Here is a 19869-nt window from a genome sequence, read left to right as displayed (position 1 = left end):
TTTTTACCGGCGCCAGTGAGGAATGTAACAAACCGCGCCAAAAAACGAACGGGACGGCACTCCGTGTGGCGCACCATCCCGCGCATACCGTCGATAATGTGACAAAGGAACTGTCACTTTGTCACATCTGCCCAACCCTTATTGGGGCACCCGATTCCCTATTGGATGATAAAGGACGGATGATACGGACACTTTTCGCCCATGCACACTGTATTGACCGCATAGCTATCGCAGGTTGGCGTCTTCTCCCATGCTTTAAGCTGTGGTCCGCCGAGCGCGTTAAAAAACGAAACGGCCTCACGAATCGCCACGCGCGCATCTCGCTTGCAGCACCGTGGGCTTCCCGAGCGCGCGATGGCGGCAAGCAGCTCCGAAACCATAAGCTGCCCCTCCTGCCAGCCTTCACTGCGCAGCGGCGCATTGCCGCGCACGATTGCATATGCCATGCCCGCAGACGCAGCTGCCCCGCACATGCCCCAGCGGGCACACGTCGCCCCCGGCACGCAATCCGAACGAGACATCAAATCGGCAAGATCGTCTTTGAGCATCGCATCTCGCTCCCCAGATGCTTCGGCGTTGCGCCAGCACGCAAGCAGCACCGCGCCCACAATAAAATGGTGGATGGGGCCAAAAGCCACGCAGCGCTCATCTGCCATAACCTCTTCCAAAAGAGCCGCGGGCGCCACCGACGTACTGGCCATGAGCATCTCAACAATCCAGCCTGTTTGTTCGTCTTTTGCCATGCGGCATCCTCCTCTAAAACAAATTGTGCGCACACTCCATTATGGCCTTCTTCTGCCCGGCGCGCTCAATGCGAAACAACCTGCTTCGCTCGTGCCGCCAACAAGCCCTGCTAGTTCTCGTCGCAAACCAGACCTGCTCAGGAGCAACACCAGAGGCGATGGCAAGCACGATGGACAGTGGCAACACCACGACGGCAGCCCTTTTCGAAAAAGAAGGCCCCGCGCAATCGCGCGAGGCCTCCCCATTCATGGAACTATGATCAAAGCAGCCCAAAAAGCTTACTCCCACTCAACGGTGCCGACGGGCTTGGGCGTGAGGTCGTAGCACACACGGCAGATGCCGGGAACCTCGGCTGTGACGCGAGCGGTAATACGCTTGAGCAGTGCCCAGTCGAGCTCAGGCACCTCGGCGGTCATCACGTCGACGGTGTTGATGCAGCGGATGATGCAGGGCCAGTCGTAGGCGCGCTTGCCCTCGCGCACGCCGGTGGCACGGAAGTCGGGCACCACGGCGAAGTACTGCCAGATGGTCAGACCTGCCTTGTCGATCTCCTCGCGCACGATGGCGTCGGCTTCGCGCAGCGCCTCAAGACGGTCGCGGGTAATGGCACCAAGGCAGCGGACGCCCAGGCCGGGACCGGGGAACGGCTGACGCTCGACCATGTTCTCGGGCAGACCGAGCTCGCGGCCCACGACGCGTACCTCGTCCTTGTACAGCAGTTTGACGGGCTCGCAAAGCTCAAACTGCAGGTCCTCGGGCAGGCCACCCACGTTGTGGTGGGCCTTCACGCCATCCTGGGACTCCAGGATGTCGGGGTAGATGGTTCCCTGGGCGAGGAAGCTGACCTCGTCGCCAACCTTGCGGGCCTCCTCCTCGAACACGCGAATGAACTCGGCGCCGATGATTTTGCGCTTGGCCTCGGGCTCCTCGACGTCCACGAGCTTATCCAAGAAGCGATCGGTCGCGTCCACATAGACCAGGTTGGCGTCCATCTAGTTCTTGAAGACGTCGACGACTTGCTCGCTCTCGCCCTTACGCATCAGGCCGTGGTTCACGTGCACGCAGATAAGCTGCTTGCCGATGGCCTTGATGAGCAGGGCCGCGACAACCGAACTGTCGACACCACCGGAAAGGGCCAGCAGGACCTTCTTGTCGCCGATCTGCTCGCGGATTGCAGCGACCTGTTCATCGATGAACACCTGGGCAAGTTCGGAAGTGGTGATACGCACCATGTCGTCGGGACGCTTGTTGGAATCCATGCAAAGCTCCTTTTCGGTTCGATGGGAATGCGTCACACGTATGCAAACGCACCGTCATATGACCTCATTATATGCAGAACAAGATGTGTTTCCCATCGCTGCGACAAAGCTTTTTGCAGGGGTGGCAATTTTTCCTACTGTCGAGCTCAGCTAGGCTTCGGTAGCCACCTTGGCAGCATCGCCAATAGACTCTTCCTTTATACGTTCTGCGTAATCGTATGCCATACCCGCAAATTCCAGTCCCGAGTAACAGGAGTACAATTGCTGCTATTGTTGCCAACTGTTGGGAGATGGAAGATGGACTGCGATGGCTACCCTTGCGTTCCCATGCCGTTGATGTGCACCGCCTTTGTGCCGGGGCAGATTGACGCTGCGGTTGCAGGCATTTCCGACCCCGATTCGCGCGCCATTGCCACGGCAGAAGCGCTGTACTTTCGCGGACAGGCCACCCTCGCTGCCAAGACGGCGCGCCCCTATCTTGACGCCACCGACCCCGCACTGCGCTATTCCGCATGCTTTATCTGCGGATACGCCAGTCTGTCGCTCAACCGTATCGCCGATGCCCGCCGGTGCCTTACTGGCATCCTCGATACGCCGGCCGACGAGGAATCGCCTGCCGTCCACGCCGTGCATATCCTGTTCGCCTCGGCCGCGAGCGTCCTGATGCACTTGCCTTCCCCGTATTCCGCCGAAGAGTTTTATCCGCTTGCGGCGCATTTGCCCGAAGGCCTGCGCCTGTTCGCCAGCTACGTGATGGCGCACGCCTTGTATCTGCGCGGCGAATACGGCCGCAGCCTGGGCATGGTGGAAAATGCCCTGATCATGAAACAGGGAAGCTATCCCATCTCGGAACTGTTCCTGCACCTGGCGGCTTCCATGGCATGCATGAGCCTCAAGGACATCGACGCCGCAAAGGCACATTTCGGAGCCGCTTGGGACATTGCGCGCCCCGACGGCCTCATCGAGCTCATTGGCGAGCACCACGGCCTTTTACAGGGGCTCATAGAGGCGTGCCTAAAAGCGCAATACCCTGACGATTTCGCACGCATCATCGAGATTACGTATCGATTCAGCTACGGCTGGCGGCGCATCCACAACCCCGATTCGGGCGAGGACGTGGCCGACGATTTAACGACCACGGAGTTCACCATGGCCATGCTCGCCTGCCGCGGATGGACCAACGCCGAAATCGCACGCCACATGGAAGTATCGCCGGGCACTGTTAAAAACCGCCTATCAGGAGTGTATGCCAAGCTTGGTATCGGAACTCGCGCCGAGCTGGTCGCGCATATGTTGCGTTAGCGACCGGGCTGCCAAGCGCATCGAACGCGTTCCGGAACCCGGCGCTTCGCTCGATCAATTTGGACATTTTGACCCTTGAACGGCACTACCGCCACGGGGCACCTTCTCGCAAAATAGGATTATTTCCTCCGTTATTTGCGGGATGGGAGCCCAAAATGCTTGATCGTCGTTCGCTACTTATCGCCGGAGCATCCTCGCTGGCAGGCATCATGCTGCCTCGCGTGCCGAGCAGCGCAAACGCCTTCATACTGCCATTCGCCCCCACCGAGGCCTATGCCGACGAAGAAGACCCCTTCAAGGTGCTCGTTCTCTCGCGCACCATGTTTGGTGTGGTCGTGGTCGACGTCGCCAACAAGAATATGCCCATCAAGGGAGCCCAGGTCACGCTCGCGTCGCGTTATGCCGCGGGCAAGCAGATCTCCGCCACTACCGACGACGAGGGCACGGCCATCTTTGAGGTCGCGCCGCTTTCGGAAGGCTACGTGGACGAGGCAACGCTTCTCGACGCGTACGACTTTAACGGTGGCATCTCCATCAGCATGGCGGGCTACCGTGATGTCGAGATCCCCCTCACGCGCATCCAGGGCGGCACCGCCATTACCGCGCCCACACGTCCGCTTTCCGACGGTGAGCCGTACTTTCGCCAGCTTACGTTCGACGAGTGGGACATCCAGTACGCCGACGCCACGTTCATGGCACTGCCGAAGGACGACGCCGGAAACGACCAACCCGACACGCACGCCTTTACCGTGCAGGCACATCTGCCACAGGGTGGACAGGCAACGCTGTGCATCAACAAGGTAATGCCCGCCACGAGCAGCTCATCCGAAACCGTCACGCAAATTGGCCAAGTCAAGGCCAGTGCATCGGGTTCGGATAATCTGGCAACGTTCACACTCGAAGACACGTTCCTCGATGCAGCTTCGGGCCTTCTGGAGGAAGGATGCAAGCTGCGCTTTGTCCTCGACTATCAGGGCAAGACCTATACACTCTCCTCCCCCATGGCCGTTGTCACCGCGCCGGCCGCAAAGGCAGAATCGGGCTCGACCACTATCGTCCCCACCACCATGGACCAAGAGATTACTCCGTTTGATTTCCCGGCGGCGTTTCCCGGCATCGGCGGCAATAAGTTCACGTGCTGGATGCCCTCGTTCCCCATTTTGTTCGATTTCTCTTTTGCCGGATACGTGCTGTTTGGCGGAGGATACAAACCGGTCGGCTACATGAACGATTCGGGCAATCCGGATCCGGAGTACTGGAAGAAGTCACCGCGCGAGTCGGGCGCCAAGCAGGCAAACCGCTACCTCGACGAGATGGAGGGGAAGTGGAATCAGTACAAAAGTATGAGTGCCGGTTCGGGCACCGATCCAAGGAACACTAAGCTGCTTCGTCACCACTGCACGCCGCGTTTTACGATGGATATCGCCACACAGCTGTACGGATCGCTCGCCTACGACTGGGTGGGCAAAACCTGGGGTGACAACAACGACCCCGCATTTGGCAATATTAAGGCCCTCTTCCAGGTAAGAACCGACCTCAATTGGACCGAGCAGTTTACCCTAGGACCGGTGCCGTTTTTCCTAAACGTCAACCCCTGGGTGCTGGCGAAGCTGGCGCTCGCCGTGGGTGCCCACACGCACGGCAGCGGCGCGGCGTTTTTTAAAAACATTTCGCTCGACTATTCAAACACCTCGGGCTCGTTCACCATCCAGATCGGGCTTGCCGTCACCTTTGGCGCCGGCGTTGCAGGCGTCGCTTCGTCTGCCGTGCGCGGCGCCGCATCCCTCACGCTGTTCATTGGGTACGAGAAGGCAGATGGACGCCAGCTTCCGCGGCTGCGCGTAGGTGCAGACGTCGATGTCGATGTGATACTCCAGTTCGTAATGTTCAAGTGGACCACCAAGGCTTGGTCGGGGTCGTGGCCCACACTCCTCGATTCGTGGAATATGTCGGTGAACAATGGCAACCAGTATGTGCTCCAGCGCTCTGAGCTCGCATTGGGTGGAGATACGCCTTACACGTTGGATGCCCGCTTCGGCACGGCCGGCAACGCCGAGGCAGGCGGCGTTCCTCAATTTATCGCATCGGCCACCATCGTCACCAACGCCGAGCTGCTCGCACGCGCCGAGGTTAAGGCCACTGCCGTAAACGTCGCGCCTGTCGTGCGCGATTGGGATCAAGCGGTCACGCGCATTAAGCTCGAGGCGGATGCAGAAAGCGACGACACGGGACAGATCGAGCATTTCGTCCATACACTGATAGAGAACGACGAAAACGCCGCGCCGATGTATGAGTACACCTATATCGGGCAGGCGACGAACGCCGTTGCGGACCCCAACGCCAATTCTGCTGGTGTATCGGAGGACGAGCGTGGCGGCATCAAGCCCTCGAGCGACAACGTGCTGTTTGCTGGCGTGCTCAGCGAAGCCCACATGAAGCTGGCAATGATTGCCGGCGTAGAATGTCTGTTCCGTATCGCCTCGGTGCGCTACGGCGACAATGGCCGCTCGCGCCTGGTGGTGCACACAAAGGCAAACGGCACGTGGTCCGCTCCCACTCCCGTGGACTTTCCCCTTGGGTTTGGCGAGGGCGACGTGGAGCGCGACGGCATATTCGATTACGACTTCGACGTGGTGGAATATACGGACGGAAGAGGAAACCAGGACGCCTACGTGCTGCTGATCTCGGGCGAGCGCCCCGCAGGTGACAACACCCTTTTCGATACGGCAAGCACAGCCGGCATACTGTCCGTCGTGCGCCTGCGCATAAGTAATAGCGAAGTTCGCGTGGTGTCGTATACGTCGTGGCGCAGCATCTCGCGCGGCCGCCTTCAGGAGGATGGCTACCATTGTCTGCAGTGCCCGCGTATCACGGTGGGCAAGACGCTCGTCGACGGGCGCCTGTCGGGTGCCTACCTCCACCGCCGCGGAACCACCGCAGAAAAGGCGCTCGGCAGCGAGGCCGAGGTTGCGCTGGAATGCTTTACCTTGTGGTCGGATGATTTGGGCGACAGTCTCACGTTCCGTCAGGTCCTCTGCTTTCCGCAAGCACCGTCGAGTATCGAGCTGGGCAAGCCCGAGAATATCAACGGCAAAATGGTGGTGTCCGTTGCGTACGAGACCGCAGACGGTTGCGGCTGCGCATCGTACGCCGTGATCGGCCAGTCCATTGCGTGCTGGGACGTTATGTCACCAGACGCCACGGTACCTCATGCGGTGCCATGGCCACAACATTCGGGCTTTTTGGCAACCGTCAACGAGCAACTGCAGCATATTACTTGGACGCGAGGCGCATCGGCATTTGCAACGCAGCCCGTGGGTGCCGCAGGCTGTGGCCCGGCATCGTTTAGCGTAAGCAACAACGGCAGGTGCGTGCTCTATGTAGAGAACACCGATGGCAAGGTGGGACAAACCTACGACGAAGAAGGCAACCCGGTAGCAGTGATGGGCAAGCACTTCCGCATCTTCGCCAGCACCTTGGCAGGCGATCTGTTCACGGAGCCGTTCGTGATGTGCGAGCTGGACCATCCCGTCGATCAGATAACGACATTTTTGACGTCGGGAGGCATGCTCTCCGCACTCGCCACGCACATTGTGAGCGCGGAGAAGAGCGAGGCAGAGCTGCACGGCATCGAAGTGCCCTTGGTGGCGTGTGCCACTCCGACGGGCGCGGTCGCTACCTCGGGCGCGGTGGTACCCGGAGCAGCAGGCGAATCCTTCATGGTCACGGTGCGAAACGACGGCAACACCTTGCTGACCGCCGGCACGATCGATCTGTACCGAGAGGGCTCCAGCCAGCCGTTCTCCAGCGCATCCATCGGATTCGGACTGAACGCACGCATGGTTTCGATCTACGATCCAGAGCTTGCCGAGGATGCTTCGGCCCAAGACATGGCACACGTGAAGTACGCGCTCGAGACGCTGGGCGCACGTTTTGCAACGCACCCGCTGGTAGCCGACAACGGCAACGCCGTGCTGGCACCGGGTTGCACGGCACAGTTCCGCATGAGCTTCGCCATCCCCGAGAGCTGGAGCGACGATGTGGGCAAACGCGTAACGCTGTATGCGAAGGCGCATAACCTGGTGGCGCTCGATCCCGTAACGCTCGAGGAAATTCGGCCGGGTGCAAACTCGGCGCTGGGTGCCGTACTGCACGAGCTTCATGTGCCCGACGCGGCATGCGAACGCTCAGAAGTTCAGGTCGGCGTATGCGACAGCGCGGATACGACGGGGCTTCACGATGCACCGATGACGGTGGACGACGGTGGCGGCTCGAGTGGCGGCGGTACTGACAAGGGCGGCGGCTCCGGCGGAAGCAGCTCCAGCAGCGGCAAGGACCACAACAATAGCAAGCGCCCCGGAAAAGCGGGCGCGCTTGCGGGCACGGGCGATACATGCGCTCCCCTTACGGCAGCCGCTGCAGCACTCGCCGCGGCAGGCGCCGGCCTCGTCGCCTACAGCGCCCGCCGCACGGCGCTCGAAGCCGATACCGCCAATGAGGTCAATTCGGATAGGCCCCGCTAGCTCCTAGTTACTTTTGTGAGAGACGCCGACTCGGCTCATTCGTCATCGCTATGCGGACATTACAACTTCGGTTCGCTATTCAAACTTGCTCGCACAATACCGACTCGGTTTTGTGCGAGTAAACGAAACCTTATCGAACTCCGAACGATTGTTCGATGGATTTCGTGTTGGTTGGAATCGCCCAAGGGCTGGGCTATGCTACCTTGACTATCTATATGACTAAAACGCAGCAAAGGAGCATCGAGAGAGCGAGCATGGCAAAAAACACCGCAAACTATGGTAACGACAGTATTCGTCAGCTCAAGGACGAGGAGCGCGTACGCCTGCGCCCTGCCGTCATCTTTGGCTCGGACGGGCTCGACGGCTGCGCGCATGCCGCCTTCGAGATCCTGTCCAACGCCGTTGACGAGGCGCGCCAGGGCTACGGCAAGCTCATCACCCTTACCGCCTTTCGCGATGGCTCCATTCAGGTGGAGGACAACGGCCGCGGCTGCCCGCTTGACTGGAACCCCTCCGAGAAGCGCTTTAACTGGGAACTCGTCTTTTGCGAGCTTTACGCCGGCGGCAAGTACAACAACAACCAGGGCGGCGACTACGACTTCTCGCTCGGCACCAACGGCCTGGGCTCGTGCGCAACCCAGTACGCCTCCGAGTACATGGACGTCACGGTTTGGCGCGACGGTAACAAGTACTCCCTGCACTTTAAGAAGGGCAAGGTCGTCGGCGCCAAAAAGAAAGCACTCGAGGTTGAGCCCAGCGACGAGGACCGCACCGGCACCACCATCAAGTGGCGCCCCGATCTTGAGGTCTTTACCTCCATCAGCATCCCCCACGATTGGTATCGCGAGACCATGCGCCGCCAGGCCGTGGTCAACGCCAACGTGACCTTCCGGCTGCGCATCGAGGGCGACGACGGCGAGTTTTCCGAAGAGGACTTCTGCTATCCCAAGGGCATCGAGGACTACGTGCTCGAGAAGGTCGGTACCGACTACCTTACCGAGCCCTTCTTTATCGAAGCCGACCGTCGCGGTCGCGATCGCGAGGATCTGCCCGATTACAACGTAAAAATCACTGCTTGCATGTGCTTCTCGCGCACTTTCACGATGCAGGAGTACTACCACAACTCCTCCTGGCTCGAGAACGGCGGCTCACCCGAAAAGGCGGCCCGCAGTGCCCTCACCAGCGCCATCGATGCCTACATTAAGCAACAGGGCAAATACAACAAAAACGAGAGCGGCATTAAGTGGCAGGACGTCCAGGACTGCCTGGTGCTGGTGACCAACTGCTTCTCCACCCAGACGTCCTACGAAAACCAGACCAAGAAGGCCATCAACAACCGCTTTATCCAGCAGGCCATGACGGCATTCTTTAAGGAGCGCCTCTCGACCTACTTGATCGAGAACAAAGATGCCGCCAACAAGATCATGGAGCAGGTGCTCATCAACAAGCGCTCGCGCGAGAATGCCGAGAAGACGCGCCAGAGCATCAAGACCAACCTGCAGCAGAAGACCGACATGGCCAACCGGGTGCAGAAGTTCATCGACTGCCGTTCCAAGGACAAGAGCCGCCGCGAGATCTACATCGTAGAGGGCGACTCGGCAGCAGGCGCCATTCGCACCTCGCGCGATGCCGAGTTCCAGGGCGTTATGCCCGTCCGCGGCAAGATCCTCAACTGCCTAAAGGAGGACTATCCGCGCATCTTTAAGTCCGATATCATCATGGACCTCATGCGCGTGCTGGGCTGCGGCGTGGAGATCAAAGACAAGCGCATCAAGAACCTCGGCGCCTTTGACCTGGACAACCTTAACTGGAACAAGGTCATCATCTGTACGGACGCCGACGTCGACGGTTATCACATCCGCACGCTCGTGCTCACCATGCTCTATCGCCTGGTGCCCACGCTTATCGACGAAGGCTACGTGTATATCGCCGAGTCGCCGCTCTACGAGATCAACTGCAAAGAAAAGACCTACTTTGCCTACACCGAGCTCGAGAAGAACGGCATTCTTAAGGAGATCGGCGACCAGAAGTGCTCCATCAACCGCTCCAAGGGTCTTGGTGAGAACGACCCGGACATGATGTGGCTCACCACCATGAACCCCGAGACGCGTCGTCTGATCAAGGTGGAGTCCGAAGACGTCGCCAAGATGGAGACCATGTTCAACCTTCTGCTGGGCAGCGACGAGGCGGGCCGCAAGCGCCATATCTCGGAGCACGGCAAGGAATACCTGGACCAGCTGGACCTGCAGTAGCAGCAAATCGATAACGACGGCCCATAAGAAGTTCAAGAGGAAATCGTGGCAAAGAAGAAGACGAAGAACCAGCCAAAGAAAAAGCAGGTCAACGCCGAGAACGTCATCGGCCTGCACTCCGAGGTCACCAATCAGCCGATCACGCAGACGCTCGAGGTCAACTACATGCCCTACGCCATGAGCGTCAACGTCTCGCGTGCGTTCCCCGAGATCGACGGTTTTAAGCCCTCGCACCGCAAGCTGCTCTACACCATGTACAAGATGGGCTTGCTCAAAGGTGAGCGCCAGAAGAGCGCCAACATCGTGGGCCAGACCATGAAGCTCAACCCGCACGGCGACGCTGCAATCTACGAGACGATGGTGCGCCTGGCCACCGGCAACGAGGCGCTACTCGCCCCCTTCGTGGAGTCGAAGGGCAACTTTGGCAAGTACTATTCGGGCGACCTGAGCTACGCTGCCTCGCGTTACACCGAGGCCAAGCTCGCCCCCATCAGTGCCGAGATCTTCAAGGACATCGACAAGGACCCGGTCGACTTTGTCGACAGCTACGACGGCGCCATGAAGGAGCCGCGCCTGCTGCCTACCACATTCCCCAACATCCTTGTCTCGGCCAACAAGGGCATCGGCGTCGCCATGGCGTCTGACATCTGCGGCTTCAACCTCAACGAGGTCTGCACCGCCACCATGCACTACCTGCAGGATCCTAACTGCGATCTGCTCGAGTACATGCCCATGCCCGACTTCTCGACCGGCGGTGAGATTATCTACCGCCGCGAGGAGATGGAAAAGATTATCGAGACCGGCCTTGGCAGCTTCCAGATCCGCTCCCGCTGGCGCTGGATTCCCGAAGAGCGCATTATCGAGGTCTACGAGATCCCCTACACCACCAAGACCGATGTCATCATCGATCGCATCGTCAAGCTCTCCAAAGAAGGCAAGGTCAAGGAGATCGCTGACATCCGCGACGAGACCGACCTCTCGGGCCTGCGTATCGCCATCGATCTTAAGCGCGGTGTCGACCCCGACAAGCTCATGGCCAAGCTCTATCGCTCGACTACGCTGCAGGATTCGTTCTCATGCAACTTTAACGTGCTGGTCGACGGCTATCCCCGCGTTATGGGCGTACGCCAGATCCTGCACGAGTGGGTCAAGTGGCGTATTGAGTCCACGCGTCGCCGCATTAACTTTGACTTGGGCAAAAAGTCCGAGCGCCTGCACCTGCTGCACGGCCTCGAAGCGATCTTGCTCGACATCGACAAGGCCATCGCCATCATCCGTGGCACCAAGCTCGAGGCTGAGGTCGTGCCCAACCTTATGAAGGGTTTCGACATCGACGAGACCCAGGCCGAGTTTGTTGCCGAGCTTAAGCTCCGCAACATCAACGAGGAGTACATCCTCAACCGCACCAAGGACATCGCTAAGCTCGAGGGTGAGATTGCCGAGCTAGAGGAGATCCTTTCGAGCGAAGAGAACATCAAGAAGGTCATCAGCGACGAGCTGGCCGCGGTCAACAAAAAGTACGTGATGCCGCGCCGCACGGGCAGGATCGAGCCCCATGAGGTTATCGAGGTAAGCCTGGAGCCCGAGGTCGAGGAATATCCGGTTACCATCATGCTCTCGCGCGATGGCTACCTTAAGAAGATGACGGACCGCGTGCTCAAGAAGGCTGCGACGCTCAAGTACAAAGACGGCGACAAACCCTTTATCGAGTTCCCGTCCTCCAACACCCACGAGCTGCTGGTCTTTACCAACAAGAGCCAGGTGTACAAGTGCAAGGTCGCAGCGTTTGAGGACACCAAGTCGGCCCAGCTGGGCTCGTACTTGCCCACCGACCTCGAGATGGAACCCGACGAGAGTGTCATCTGGGTCATCGACCCTGAGGACTACAAGGCCGACGTGCTGTTTGTCTTTGAGAACGGCCGCGTGGTGCGCGTCGCACTTTCTGGATACGTCACCAAGACCAACCGCAAGCGCCTTAAGAACGCCATCTACGGCGGCAGCAAACTGCTGTATGCTCAGGTACTCAAGGAAGACCACGACATCGCGCTGGTCTCGAGCGACTACCGCCTGATGAACTTCAACACGTCGCTGCTCAAGACCAAGACGACCACCAACACGCAGGGCGTCCAGGCCTTTACCGCCAAGAAGGGTCGCTCGGTCACCACCGTCGGCACGACCGAGGAAATCCTTGGCGCCGGCGTCTCGGCCGAGAAGTTCACCGCGCAGAGTCTCCCCTCTGCCGGTGCCCTCATGAAAGAAAACGACATGCCGAGTTTGTTTGACTAGGACGACGGCAACGAGATCGTTAGACACTTCGCAAAGCGACGAGGCCCGGAACGCAACGGCATTGCGCCCGGGACTCGTCGTTTTTCTTCTCAACTATTTTTTAACGCAGATAAATTGATTTCTGCTTATTTTTCTGCGTAAAACATGTCAGCGCCACTGCTTCGATGCCCTTTGGTCTGTCGTTAGCAAAACTTGCAAAAGTTAGCAAAACTTGCAAAAATTAGCAAAACTTGCAAAGGAGCTACCATGGAGTACAGCAAGAACCCCTTTACCCCAACATTTGGAAGCGTCCCTCCCTTTCTAGCGGGTCGCGAGCATATCCTGCGCGACATCAACCGTGGCTTTATCAACGGCCCGGGAGATCCCAACCTGTCGACTATTATTACGGGAGCAAGGGGAACGGGCAAGACGGCGCTTCTCTCGCTCCTTTCAGAAACGGCGCTTGAACACGGCTGGATCGCAGCAAATGTCTCCGCCATGCCAGGCATGCTCGAAGATATTATCGAGCGAACCAAAGAAGCCGCAGATAGCTATCTCTCACAGCCTCACGCGCGCATAAACGGCGTTCAAATTGGTCCAGTGGGCATCGATTGGACATATGCTCAAGAGGCCCAGGGCAACTGGCGCACACGCATGAATGGTATCTTTAAGCAACTCGAAAAACATGACATCGGACTTCTCATCACCATCGATGAAGTCACCGTCGATCTCGAAGAAATGCTTCAATTTGCCTCTGTTTACCAGCACTTTGTACGCGAAGGTAAAAAAGTTGCCCTACTCATGGCAGGACTGCCCTACAAAGTATCGGCGTTGCTGCGTAACGATTCCGTCTCGTTCCTCAGGCGTTCCCAATATCATCAGTTAGGACGAATCACTGACGTTGAAATTGCAAACGCGTTTCGCAAAACTGTTGAGGCCGGAGGACGTTCAATCACACCAGAAGCGCTCGAGGATGCTGTGAAGGCCGTCGACGGATTCCCCTACATGATGCAGCTCGTCGGATATCGCACATGGGATGTTTCGGAGAACTCGCCCAAAATCAGCGCACCTGATGTCCAGCAGGGTTCTCTGCTTGCCCGTATGGAGCTGCGCGATCGAATTCTCGAAACGACCTATCGGGAGCTTTCCGATAAAGACATTGAGTTTTTGCTCGCGATGCTGCCCGACTCTGGCCCCAGCAGGGTCTCGGAGATAGCCAAACGCATGGGCGTTGCCGGCAACTATGCAAGCCAATATAAACGCCGTCTCCTCGAGGACGGCGTCATCGGAGAGCGCGGGCGTGGTCTCGTTGGCTTTGACATCCCCGCATTCAGGGAGTTCCTGAGTGAGAAGGCCTCCTAGCACGCCGAGATTGTCCGCAAGGGCAACGGCGCAGGGCAATCAACGATTCACCTGGCAAGGACGGCAAGCAGTTCAAATAACACCGATTGCCATGCGCTCTTCTTGTCCTTAGGCGAGCTTGCGGGCGAACTCTCGCACCTCTTCCAACTTGGGCGACGATGCCATGCTGTCGCGCTCGGTCATACCGCTGATGGTGACAATGCCCTGGTTCTCCCACTTGCAGTACGCGCAGGCTGACTTGTACATAGCGATCGCCGCATCATAGGCGCCCTCGCTGTGGCTATCGAGCAAAAGGGCCGTCTTGGTGAACGGGAAGCCCGTAGCACCGAAGGCGTACAGGCGGTCGATGGCAGCCTTCTCCTGCGCAGTGATATCGAACCAGTAGATAGGCGAGGCGAAGACGACCATATCGGCGTCTTGCAGCGACTCGACCACACCGATCATGTCATCCTTCTGCACGCAGGCGCCCTCATGGGTAAAGCAGTACTGGCATCCCAGGCAGCCGGCGATCTTCTTGCTGGCAACGCGAATGACCTCGACCGTATGGCCGCCCTCGCGTGCGGTCTCGGCAAACGCCTCGACCATGGTGTCGGTATTGGCACCCTTGCGCGGGCTGCCACTTAATACACGATATTCATATGGATTCCCTCTTCTTCATGCTGCAGGCGCGCAGTGTGTTTTCTTGTAACCAAAACGAATGGACTTAATCAATCGCCAGCAGGCCATATCTCTTGTTCAAGTTCCCTAAAGAAGCTCAAGACGATTGCGATTGCCTTATACAACGTCGAAAACCAACAAGGGAGCCATGGTTGCGCCGCCTGCCCAGATGGCACGCGGTCAAGATGAGCATTGGGAATCGCGACGACTTGATATCGCTCGCATGCCTCCTTCGGAATAGGCGTCAAGGACAACTACCTGGATAGCGAGCCGGCCGAACAGGCCTTCGGCCATATCGAGGACGGGATCGGAGCGGACGTGATACGACTTCGGGCCCTTTAGGGATGACTGACCTCGACGCCTACGCAACCCACTGAAACGCTCGGAGGGGTCGGGTCAAATTGAAGGGACTGACCCCGGAGAAAATCCGGGACCAGTCCCTTGCAGCTTATTTATTTATTGAGCCGTCTAAGTTTGGGCCGCAGTTCGCACCCGCGCGGTACCGACTTCTTGCGGCAAGCGAAAAGAGAGCGCCTTGCTTTATCAGATGCGCTTTCTATTGCGCGCGAAGATTGCAGCTGCCAATGCAAGCACACCCGTTCCGGTCAGAGCAGCGCCAAGCACTGTTGCCGTATGATCACCCATCGGAGGAATGGCGCTATCGGCGTTCGCGTTGCCGCCGTTAGTTTGAGATCCGCCCGCGCCAGGGGTGTTGTTGCCTGTGGCGCCCGCGTCGGGTTTGCCGGCATCGGGATTGCCCGGATTGTTCTTGGGCACCTTTTTGAACTTGGCTTTGTAGACAACGTCTTCTGTCGCGTCGGTGATTTCCTTGTCCCACGAATCGAACACGTAGTCGTACTTGTCGTCAGACGGTTTCGTAGGAGTGGGTACCTCAATTTGGTCTGCTGTCGTGCCGATCTCGTACAATTTTTCGCTGTAGATAGTGGTGCCGTCTTCATTCGCGAAGGTGATTTTCACCAAAGACGGATTTGCGGCGGCAACCAGATAAACCTTGCCATCGGAGCCGATGGGGGCATCGGTGGAGTACTCGCTACGCTGATCTTTTGTCTGCGTTGTGTAGCGGGCACCTTCGTTGTCATGATACCAACCGTCAATCTTTTTATTAGTCACGTCATCGGGTTTGCCCAGGTAAAGCTCGTTCATGTCTTTTGCGGCTGGCAATTTTGCAACAGAGTTGCTCAGGTAGACGTCGGAACCCGCCATGTCTGCGCTGTTGTTGCACAGTTTGGTGCTGGTGATGGTGGTGTCTGCGCCTTCGCCAGAATTGTTTTCTGCGGCAAAGCCTCCGCCGTAATTTGCCGCCTTGTTACCGGTGATGGTGCATCCGTCGATGGTCAAGCTGGTGTCGTAAAGATACGATGCAACGCCGCCACCGTCCTTGTTCGCTATGTTATTGGCTATGGTGGTGTTCTTAATAAGGAACAGGCCCGGCGTTTGGGGGGTGCCTACGCCCGGGTTGGGAACGCATATGCCCATTGATTCGGTGTAGAAATGCGCGGAAACCATCACACCTGCGCCGGCGTTTGCTTCGTTTTCGATGATTTTACCGCCAAGGATTTGCGCGGAGCTCTTGAAGTCGCCATCGCGGTCATCTTGTGTTGCAACAACGGCAACGCCGCCTCCCATTTCGTCTGCTTTGTTGTTCGAAATGGTTCCGCCCTTCATAACAAACGAAGATCCGCCGGAAACGCACACGCCGCCGCCGGCAGTCGTGATAATGCAGGGGTCCGGGTCTTTGTAGTCAGAAGTAACGAAGCAGTTCTTTATTTCGCCGTCATCCATGATAAACAAGCCGCCGTTAATTACCGCAACGCCACCGCCAGAGCAAACGGATCCGCCGTTAATGCCACAGTGATCAATAATACCGCCGTACATATGGAATGTGCCGCTCCGTACGGTTACGCCGCCGCCAAAGTAGTTACTGCCTGTACGGTCGGCAATGGTGACGCCGGGGTACATATTGCACGTGCTGTACCTGTCTTGGATATACAACATGCCAGGTATGTAGTAGCTCTGCGCGTCTCCACCGCTAATTATTAGCGTGTCAGTACCGTCTGCCGCGCCCAAGTTCAATTGAGCTCCCCTCATTACGGAAATCAAGCCGTCCTGTTTAAGCGTCACGGTGTGTCCGTTGCCAACAATACTTACACTTACATCCTGCGGAGAGCGGAACGTAACACCCCCAGTTTCAATATCGTTGGTGAGTTTAATGATGTACTCATTAAAGGAACGCTTTGCAAATGGTCGTGTATGCCCTCTTTGTGGCTGTATCCATGTGGTTCGCAATGGTCATCGTAAAGATGGCACACAGCGATATGTATGTAAGGATTGTGGCAAGTCCTTCGTGATTGCTACGAACTCCATTGTGTCTGGTACAAGAAAAGACTTGTCCGTGTGGGAGCAGTACATTGATTGTATGATGAATGGCTTATCCATTCGTAAGACTGCTGTTGCTTGTGGGATTCACAGAAACACCGCATTCCTTTGGAGACACAAGATTTTGGATGCACTTCAGAATATGGCAGACGATGTTACCCTTGACGGCATTATTGAGGCTGACGAAACTTTTTTCGCCATCTCGTACAAGGGCAATCATAGCAAGAGTAAGACATTTGCTATGCCACGCAAGGCTCATAAGCGTGGTCATTCTACACATATCAGAGGCTTGTCCCAAGAAAAGGTATGTGTTCCTTGTGCGGTTAATAGGAATGGCTTGTCTATCTCCAAGATTACGAATACTGGTAGAGTTTCTACAAGAGATTTACATCATATTTATGATGGTAGGATTAAGACCAATTCCACTCTTGTTACGGACAAGATGAACTCCTATGTGAGATTTACAAATGCCAATGGCATTGACCTTGTGCAGTTAAAGACTGGCAAAGCCAAGAAAGGCATTTATAATATCCAACATATCAATAGCTACCATAGCCAGCTAAAGAGGTTTATGCGTGGCTTTAACGGTGTTTCTACCAAGTATCTGAACAACTATCTTGTGTGGAATAACCTTGTAAATTACGCCAAAGAAAGCGACATGGAGAAAAGGAACATCTTCTTAACTTTCGTTTTGGCAACATTGAAAACTGCTAAATGCAGAGATTTATCAAACAGACCAGCAGTTCCTCTGGTCGCCTAATTAGAATTTGTGGAGATGATAAGATGGTCAATATAACAGATGTAAAACAGATTCTTCAATTTGCAATAGATGCGGAGATTAAAGTCTTTCTTGATGGTGGCTGGGGTGTAGATGCTCTTCTTGGATATCAATCAAGAGCCCATAATGATATTGACATTTTTGTAGAAAAGAACGATTATCAGAACTTTATAGAAATAATGAAAGCTAATGGCTTTTATGAGATTAAGATGGAATATACAACATTGAACCATACTGTATGGGAAGATTTGAAAAACAGAATTATTGATTTGCATTGTTTTGAATATACGGACGAAGGTGAAATTCTTTATGATGGGGATTGTTTTCCGGTAGAAACTTTTTCGGGTAAAGGAAGAATTGAGGAAATAGAGGTTTCCTGTATTGAACCATATAGTCAAGTAATGTTCCATCTGGGATACGAGTTTGATGAAAATGATGCACATGATGTGAAGTTATTGTGTGAGACACTTCATATCGAAATTCCAAATGAGTATAGATAACTGCAAATAACAGTTTGTAGGGGAGTTCTGATACTCCCCTATAAAAATGGCTATTTATCAACTGTTTGTTGTGACATAGCCTTTTAATATAGGATTTATTAAGGCAAATGCAAGCAGAAGATGCAATAGCGAAATCATTGCTATCGCATATGGCTCTCTTTCCGCTCCTTGTTTAATTGGGACTTAAATCCTTCTGATAAGCAGGACGTTTTCGCCAAAGCGCTTATAAAAAGACGGCGCTGGACCCGATCTCACCTTGCATGCAGATTGAAGGGCAGCCACCCAGCCCGGTACTGACGAAAACGGAGGGGCAACGGCGACAGCTCCTCTGCCAATGCGAACGCAAACAACACCGTAAACAACAACCGCCACAACAAGGATAAGAAACCTGCAAAGGGCGGCTTTCCCATAAGTCATGGAGCTGACTGGGGCTTCGCTTGCGTCCGGATCGATTTGCGCGCGTTCGAACTCCCGCGCGGGCGATGAGGACTTTCGTGAATGCATCCCTGATGGACAGAAGCGACGAGAGCCCCTTCTCGAGCGTCGACTCAGAGCTAACGTCGTCTCTTGCTTAAACTCTCCTTCGCGGTTTCGAAACTCAAGGTCTTTTAAAATTTCGAGACCGAGAAGACGATATGCGCAAGGGCGCGTCGGGTGGTAAGCCCCAACCATGTCATGTCGCCAGCGATGAAGGGCGCGTCTGCGCGTGCTACAATCCAACTACCAGAGATAAAAACACAGTCCCCGTCGGGTAGTCGTGGGCGTGCGGGGGTCCGCATCAGTAACCTGCCTCCTTGGTTGTCCCTTCTCTGCATGGTCATCTACATAAAGGAGGAACCAACCATGCAGATCAGTGTGTCGTCCACCCTGACCGTATATCACGACGGCCAATTCTGGGTCGGGCTGGCGGAGCATGTCGAGGACGGCAGATACGGCGTCGCCCGCATCGTCTTCGGCGCGGAGCCGTCCGATGAGGAGATCCTGCGATTCGTTGTCGGCAAATGGGAGAAGCTCTCGTTCTTCGGCGACAAGGCCACTGAGACAAGCAAGCCCGCGAAGAACCCCAAGCGGCGCGCTCGCGAGGCAGCGAAAGCCCTTAAACGGCCCGCGGTGAGCACCAAGGCACAACAGGCGCTCGCGGCACAGCGGGAAGCGATGAAGCGGGAGTCGGCTCAAGCAAGAAGTCAGCGTCGCGCGGATGAGGCGGAGGCGCGCTTCGAGCAGCGGAAGCTGAAGCGTAAGCAGAAGCATCGTGGGCATTGACCGGTGCCGACATCGGTCCAGGCGTGAACAGGGCTACGTCCCCTGTTCACACATACAGCAGCGGGCACGGATTCGACTGAAACTGCGCCCGCTGTCTGATGCTAAATTAATTTATCAAGCATGCGTTCTATTCCAGCGCAGTAATTAAATACGCTGGTACATGGATACTCCGATCAAGACGGCCGCGTATACGACCGGGAACTTTCGGCAATTGGATACGCGTCTGACCTGGGATATCCAAGCGAACAATAGGCCTAACCCGCGATAGGTCCCAGGCCAGGCGGGTATCCAATCGAAGGGGAGGGGCGCTCCGGTGTGGAGGCGGCGGAGCGCCCGGGGAAAGCCCGGCCGGCCGGCCAGGCGGCCCCGTTCGCCTGCCGGCCGGGCCTCCGGGGTGCGGCGGGCTCCCGTGAAAGAGGGGCGCCGCGCCCCGGCAAGCCGGGCTATTAGGCGGACGGCTCCTGCTGCGTGATGCAGTGGATGTTGCCGCCGCCGTAGACGACCTGGTCGGACTTGACGCCCACGCACTTGTAGACGCCCTCGCCCCAGACCTCGTCGTAGATCTCC

The 19869-nt window shown here is 56.6% G+C and carries 12 protein-coding genes and 2 pseudogenes; 8 read left to right on the top strand and 6 right to left on the bottom strand.

Going from position 1 to position 19869, the window contains the following annotated elements; all coding sequences use genetic code 11:
* Positions 1-158: 158 nt before the first annotated feature.
* The 3 genes from ACTQXI_RS08030 to ACTQXI_RS08020 form a co-directional block, all read right to left on the bottom strand.
* A complete protein-coding gene (locus ACTQXI_RS08030) occupies positions 159-743 on the bottom strand; it encodes a DUF5714 domain-containing protein (RefSeq protein ID WP_441048551.1) in 585 nt (194 codons plus the stop codon).
* Positions 744-1022: 279 nt separating this feature from the next.
* The gene (locus ACTQXI_RS08025; RefSeq protein ID WP_441048552.1) at positions 1023-1736 is read right to left on the bottom strand and encodes a GMP synthase (glutamine-hydrolyzing); all 714 of its coding nucleotides are present in this window, start codon (positions 1734-1736) and stop codon (positions 1023-1025) included.
* Positions 1737-2003: an asparagine synthase-related protein gene (locus ACTQXI_RS08020; RefSeq protein ID WP_441048553.1), complete on the bottom strand. Its 267-nt coding sequence runs from the start codon at positions 2001-2003 to the stop codon at positions 1737-1739.
* A 327-nt stretch (positions 2004-2330) separates the two neighbouring features.
* On the opposite strand from ACTQXI_RS08020, the gene ACTQXI_RS08015 reads away from it, so the two are divergent.
* From ACTQXI_RS08015 to ACTQXI_RS07995, 5 genes are all read left to right on the top strand, one after another.
* Positions 2331-3305 (top strand): helix-turn-helix domain-containing protein, encoded by a 975-nt coding sequence (locus tag ACTQXI_RS08015; protein ID WP_441548492.1) that lies wholly within the window; start codon positions 2331-2333, stop codon positions 3303-3305.
* Between the two features lie 155 nt (positions 3306-3460).
* Entirely contained in the window at positions 3461-7828 is a 4368-nt protein-coding gene (locus ACTQXI_RS08010) for a hypothetical protein (RefSeq protein WP_441048555.1), read from the top strand.
* Positions 7829-8082: 254 nt separating this feature from the next.
* Positions 8083-10080 carry a DNA gyrase/topoisomerase IV subunit B gene (locus tag ACTQXI_RS08005; RefSeq protein ID WP_441048556.1) on the top strand — a complete coding sequence of 666 codons (1998 nt, stop codon included), beginning with the start codon at positions 8083-8085 and terminating at the stop codon, positions 10078-10080.
* A 45-nt stretch (positions 10081-10125) separates the two neighbouring features.
* Positions 10126-12366: a DNA gyrase subunit A gene (locus tag ACTQXI_RS08000; protein ID WP_441048557.1), complete on the top strand. Its 2241-nt coding sequence runs from the start codon at positions 10126-10128 to the stop codon at positions 12364-12366.
* Between the two features lie 246 nt (positions 12367-12612).
* Entirely contained in the window at positions 12613-13707 is a 1095-nt protein-coding gene (locus ACTQXI_RS07995; RefSeq protein ID WP_154516910.1) for an ATP-binding protein, read from the top strand.
* Positions 13708-13815: 108 nt separating this feature from the next.
* Here ACTQXI_RS07995 and ACTQXI_RS07990 read toward each other — a convergent pair.
* Together ACTQXI_RS07990 and ACTQXI_RS07985 are read right to left on the bottom strand one after the other, a co-directional pair.
* Positions 13816-14322 (bottom strand): annotated as a pseudogene (locus ACTQXI_RS07990) (flavodoxin family protein); the annotation flags it as partial.
* A 585-nt stretch (positions 14323-14907) separates the two neighbouring features.
* On the bottom strand, positions 14908-16506 hold the full coding sequence (locus tag ACTQXI_RS07985; protein ID WP_441048558.1) for a hypothetical protein: 1599 nt from the start codon (positions 16504-16506) through the stop codon (positions 14908-14910).
* A 103-nt stretch (positions 16507-16609) separates the two neighbouring features.
* Here ACTQXI_RS07985 and ACTQXI_RS07980 point away from each other — a divergent pair.
* The 3 genes and pseudogenes from ACTQXI_RS07980 to ACTQXI_RS07970 form a co-directional block, all read left to right on the top strand.
* Positions 16610-17521 (top strand): annotated as a pseudogene (locus tag ACTQXI_RS07980) (IS1595-like element ISSag10 family transposase); the annotation flags it as partial.
* A gap of 23 nt (positions 17522-17544) precedes the next feature.
* Positions 17545-18039 carry a lincosamide nucleotidyltransferase Lnu(C) gene (lnu(C), locus tag ACTQXI_RS07975; RefSeq protein ID WP_019543803.1) on the top strand — a complete coding sequence of 165 codons (495 nt, stop codon included), beginning with the start codon at positions 17545-17547 and terminating at the stop codon, positions 18037-18039.
* An 813-nt stretch (positions 18040-18852) separates the two neighbouring features.
* Positions 18853-19302 carry a YjdF family protein gene (locus tag ACTQXI_RS07970; protein WP_441038875.1) on the top strand — a complete coding sequence of 150 codons (450 nt, stop codon included), beginning with the start codon at positions 18853-18855 and terminating at the stop codon, positions 19300-19302.
* 446 nt (positions 19303-19748) lie between these two features.
* Here the strand turns inward: ACTQXI_RS07970 and ACTQXI_RS07965 are convergent, their stop codons facing one another.
* The gene (locus ACTQXI_RS07965) at positions 19749-19826 is read right to left on the bottom strand and encodes an agmatine deiminase family protein (RefSeq protein WP_441048561.1); all 78 of its coding nucleotides are present in this window, start codon (positions 19824-19826) and stop codon (positions 19749-19751) included.
* Positions 19827-19869: the final 43 nt, after the last annotated feature.

The organism is Collinsella sp. LCP19S3_C9, from assembly GCF_052121575.1.
Taxonomy (GTDB): Bacteria; Actinomycetota; Coriobacteriia; order Coriobacteriales; family Coriobacteriaceae; genus Collinsella.
This window is presented reverse-complemented; position numbering and strand designations above follow the sequence as displayed.